The 4,019-nt window shown below is 61.0% G+C and carries 4 protein-coding genes; 3 read left to right on the forward strand and 1 reads right to left on the reverse strand.

Going from position 1 to position 4,019, the window contains the following annotated elements; all coding sequences use genetic code 11:
- Positions 1 to 141 precede the first annotated feature (141 nt).
- The 3 genes from WAX14_RS05020 to WAX14_RS05030 all read left to right on the forward strand — a co-directional run bounded on the left by WAX14_RS05020 (position 142) and on the right by WAX14_RS05030 (position 3,602).
- Entirely contained in the window at positions 142 to 1,389 is a 1,248-nt protein-coding gene (locus WAX14_RS05020; RefSeq protein ID WP_422626990.1) for an IS256 family transposase, read from the forward strand.
- 206 nt (positions 1,390 to 1,595) lie between these two features.
- Positions 1,596 to 2,327, forward strand: a complete 732-nt coding sequence (locus WAX14_RS05025; protein ID WP_422626991.1) for a uracil-DNA glycosylase — start codon at positions 1,596 to 1,598, stop codon at positions 2,325 to 2,327.
- Positions 2,328 to 2,630: 303 nt separating this feature from the next.
- On the forward strand, positions 2,631 to 3,602 hold the full coding sequence (locus tag WAX14_RS05030; RefSeq protein WP_422626992.1) for a hypothetical protein: 972 nt from the start codon (positions 2,631 to 2,633) through the stop codon (positions 3,600 to 3,602).
- Here the strand turns inward: WAX14_RS05030 and WAX14_RS05035 are convergent.
- The coding region (locus WAX14_RS05035; protein WP_422626993.1) for a hypothetical protein at positions 3,542 to 4,019 on the reverse strand (478 nt) is incomplete at its 5' end. The genes WAX14_RS05030 and WAX14_RS05035 overlap by 61 nt on opposite strands.

Genomic DNA, 4,019 nt, shown 5'->3' on the forward strand with positions numbered 1-4,019 from the left:
GGGAAAGTCCCCTGGGGTGGTGGGAATCCGGTGAGGACATCCGGGCAGGTCCACGGCGTGTCGCTCCCTCACCGAGGGTGGGCCATCGCGTAGTGATCAACGAGTTACCTCTCACAGTGACTCACAGAAAGCAGCTACGCGATGACCCACGACCATTCTGCCCTGCTCACCCAACTCGACGCACTCAAGGGCGCCGATACCGCCAACGTGTTCGCCGAACTGATCCGCACCGGACTACAGGCCCTGATCGAAGCCGAAGCCACCGAGAAACTCGGTGCCGGCCGCTACGAACGCACCGAGCAGCGCACCACCCACCGCAACGGACATCGCACCAAGACCGTCGCCACCACCAGCGGTGATGTCGAGGTCAAGATCCCCAAGCTACGCTCCGGCTCGTTCTTCCCCTCCCTGCTCGAACGCCGTCGACGGATCGACAAGGCTCTCTACGCGGTGGTGATGGAGGCCTACGTGCACGGGGTGTCCACCCGCAGCGTCGACGACCTGGTCGGCGCCCTCGGGGTCGAATCCGGAATTTCGAAATCGGAGGTCTCGCGGATCTGCGCAGGTCTGGACGCCGAGATCGCCCGGTTCCGGGAACGCACCCTGACGCACACCACCTTCCCGTACGTGTTCCTCGATGCCACCTTCTGCAAAGTTCGTGTCGGTGCGCACGTGGTCTCGCAGGCGTTGGTGGTCGCGACCGGGGTGTCGATCGACGGCAGTCGTGAGGTGCTCGGCACCGCCGTCGGGGACAGTGAATCCTACGAGTTCTGGCGGGAGTTCTTGGTCGGGTTGCGGGGTCGGGGACTGTCCGGGGTGCATTTGGTGATCTCCGATGCGCACAGCGGGCTCAAAGCTGCCATTGCGCAGCAGTTCACGGGTTCATCCTGGCAGCGGTGCCGGGTGCATTTCATGCGGAACATTCGGGCGACGGTCGGGACGAAGCATGTGCCGCCGGTGATGGCGGCGGTCAAGACGATATTCGCGCATACCGACCCGATCGAGGTCGCTGCGCAGTGGGATCAGGTCACCGACACGTTCGCCGGGTCGTTTCCGAAGGCCGCGGCGTTGATGGAGTCGGCGAAGCATGATGTGTTGGCGTTCACCGCTTTTCCGAAGGCTCATTGGCAGAAGGTGTGGTCCAATAATCCGATCGAGCGGTTGAACAAGGAAATCAAGCGTCGAGCCGATGTCGTGGAGATCTTCCCGAACCCGGCTGCGTTTCTGCGGTTGGCGACTGCGGTGGTCATCGAGCAGCACGACGAGTGGCAGGTCACCCGCCGGTATGTCTCGGATGTGAGTATGGATGAGCTCCGAGCGGTGATCGCGGCGAAGCAGCAGGCTACCGAGGCGGTGTTGTCGTTGACCGGAGCGAGCGAAACAGCATAGTATTCCGCATGACTCGTTGATCACCGCGCATCCCGCGAGCCGATCCGAAGTCCACCACTCCACGGGGCACTATCGGCAGGTGAACGTCCGTCGGTGTGCCGGTGATGCGACGGGACCTGGCCCGAACACGGACCGTAGGTCACTCCGCTCACTGCCGTCCTCTAGATTGCTGCGAGACCAACAACTTCGCGAGGAAGGCCGAGTCGGTGCAGTGGTGTTCGGACGAGTCGTATGCCCGAGACCTGCTCCGGCGACGATACGACCCGCACGTCGCACCGATCAACACGTTCGTCGACAAGTTGAGGCGGGTACACTCGCACCGGTTCATTCCGTACGTCGCTTCCACTTTCGGTGGCACCAACGCTCGGTTGCTCGCCCTGTTCCAGGATCCGGGCCCGATGACGAACCCCGCGAACCCTCGTGGATCTGGAATGCTCTGCGTGGAGAACGACGACGAGACGGCGGCACGACACAAGGCTTTTCTGGCCGAGTACAAGATCGACACGTGCGACATCCTGAGCTGGAACGCATACCCGTGGTATGGAGCCAACTGGTACGGAAACAAGAAGAACCGCACTCCAGTGGACGAGCTGGCCGCCACACGAGCCCTATCTCAGCTTCTGTCCCTGCTCCCCAACCTCGAAGTGGTGATGCTGCACGGTGTCGTCGCAAAGAAGGCATGGGCACGACTTGACGAGTACACGCCACTTCAGACCGAAAGCGGTCCGGACGTCGAACCCGGACGTGTGCACACGTCCCGCATTCACCCCGTCGACTCCTGGCATCTGAGCCCTCGAGTCGTCGACCCCGAGACGAAAACCCCGGAAGAGATCGACAGATTCACCCGTGAGCTGCACGAATCTTTCTCCGATGCAGCCGCGTACCTCCGGCGCCGCTTCAGCCCTGGATATTTCGATCCCTACGATCCGCCCTTCTGAAGTTTTCCGCCCAGTTGGGTGTGAATCGCACAAATTCTGCGATCCGGTTGTGTACACCGGTCGTGTCGAGCAGAGAAACAGGTATCCGTTTGTTCGGCGGTCTTCCCGACTACCAGAGCACAGTGGGACGTCTACCAGAGCACAGTGGGACGTCGGCGGGCGTGTCCCTTGCCGGGGCGAGCATCACCGGTGACTGGAGCGTCGATCCACGGCACCGATATGCCCTCTTATGTCAGGTAGGTTCCCTCGCTCGCAACCTGCGTGCTGCACGAAATGTCGGTATCCGTCAGTACGGTCCCGACTATGCCGGACGCTGAATCTCAGACCTCTGACCACTTTGTTCCCGACGCAGAGCGACGCCATCAACTGGTGAAATCGATGCCCGGATTCCCCATGCATCAGTATTTCGACTCCCTGAACCGAGCATCCCGCGTCTTCGGGGGAAACAGTACGGAGCTCTACGAGAGAATTGTTCAGTTCGTGGGGACGGACGTAATGTCCGGTCAACTGGGGGACGACTACGAGCACGAACTCGTCCGACTCTTTCACAACTACCTGGCCGCTGTCGGCACACTGCGCGACGTCCAGCGGGCCATCCACCGAACGATATGGCCGATGAAGAGCAAGGACGTCCCCTCCGATTGGGAAACCCAGGTCTACTCTCCCAAGGTCACACAGCTTCTGGGGACCGGCGAGTTCAAGTTCCTCCAGGATCTGCGGAACTACACGGTCCACTACGCGCTCCCGGTTCCCAGCGCTTCCACCACCATTAGCCACACTGCCGGGGGCCCAGTGATCCACGAAAACCGACTTCGGTTGGAGAAGAAGGTTCTTCTCAAGTGGGGAAGGTGGACCTCTGTCTCCCGCAAGTTCATTGAGCAACAACCCGATTGGGTGGAGTTTCTCCCTGCCATCGAGAACTATTCGATAGCAGTCCGCAAGTTCTATCAGTGGTTCTGGGAGACCATCGAATCCGCCTTGGTACCAGAGTTCTCGGACTTCAAGTCCACTATGTTGGAGTTCGCTCTGTACCAGCAAGAGCAGCTTGCATGGCGGGACTGGAGGATAGCTCTCGGGCCCGACAAGGACGATCCTGCAAGCCCTGCTTTCGTAGAGCACCGGCGCAAACTGGCGGAGGTGCGACAGCAGCGCTGGGCTCACGGTAGCCGGGGGTGGCGCGTGTTATCCGCCGATCTTCAAAGCGGTGAGATAAGTCAGATCAACGAAGATCCCTGGGGTCTACCTCCTCGGTCGACGGCCAGAGGCCTCCTGTAGCTACCGCCGTGACCGAACCGCTCTGTGAACCGGGGCACCTCGGGCAGAACCTGGTAGATGCATTTGAGGTAGTCCCGGTCGCCGAACCTGAGACGGCGAAGTAGCCGATCGTGGTCGTTGATGAGGTCTACCGTGTTGGTGGCTGCACCAAGATGGAACCAGTCGTCTTGATCGAAGGTCTCTGCGCTCATTGTCTCTATCGCGTTCCTAGCGATGGACGCCTTCGCGTCGCTCCGTGCAGTCCTTCCCTTGTTGTCGCGGCTACCCATACGTGGTCGTCGATCCGCGAGCTGAACCGCCCCGGTGAGTCCGGAGACTCCGATTGTTGGGAAGGTTGGAGTCATGCCAGGGAACACCACGAAGCGGTATCCGTCGGAGCTGAAGGTTCGGGCGGTGCGGATGGTCGCGGAACGTCCG

Source organism: Rhodococcus sp. (in: high G+C Gram-positive bacteria), assembly GCF_049299235.1.
In the GTDB taxonomy this organism is placed as follows: Bacteria; Actinomycetota; Actinomycetes; order Mycobacteriales; family Mycobacteriaceae; genus Rhodococcus.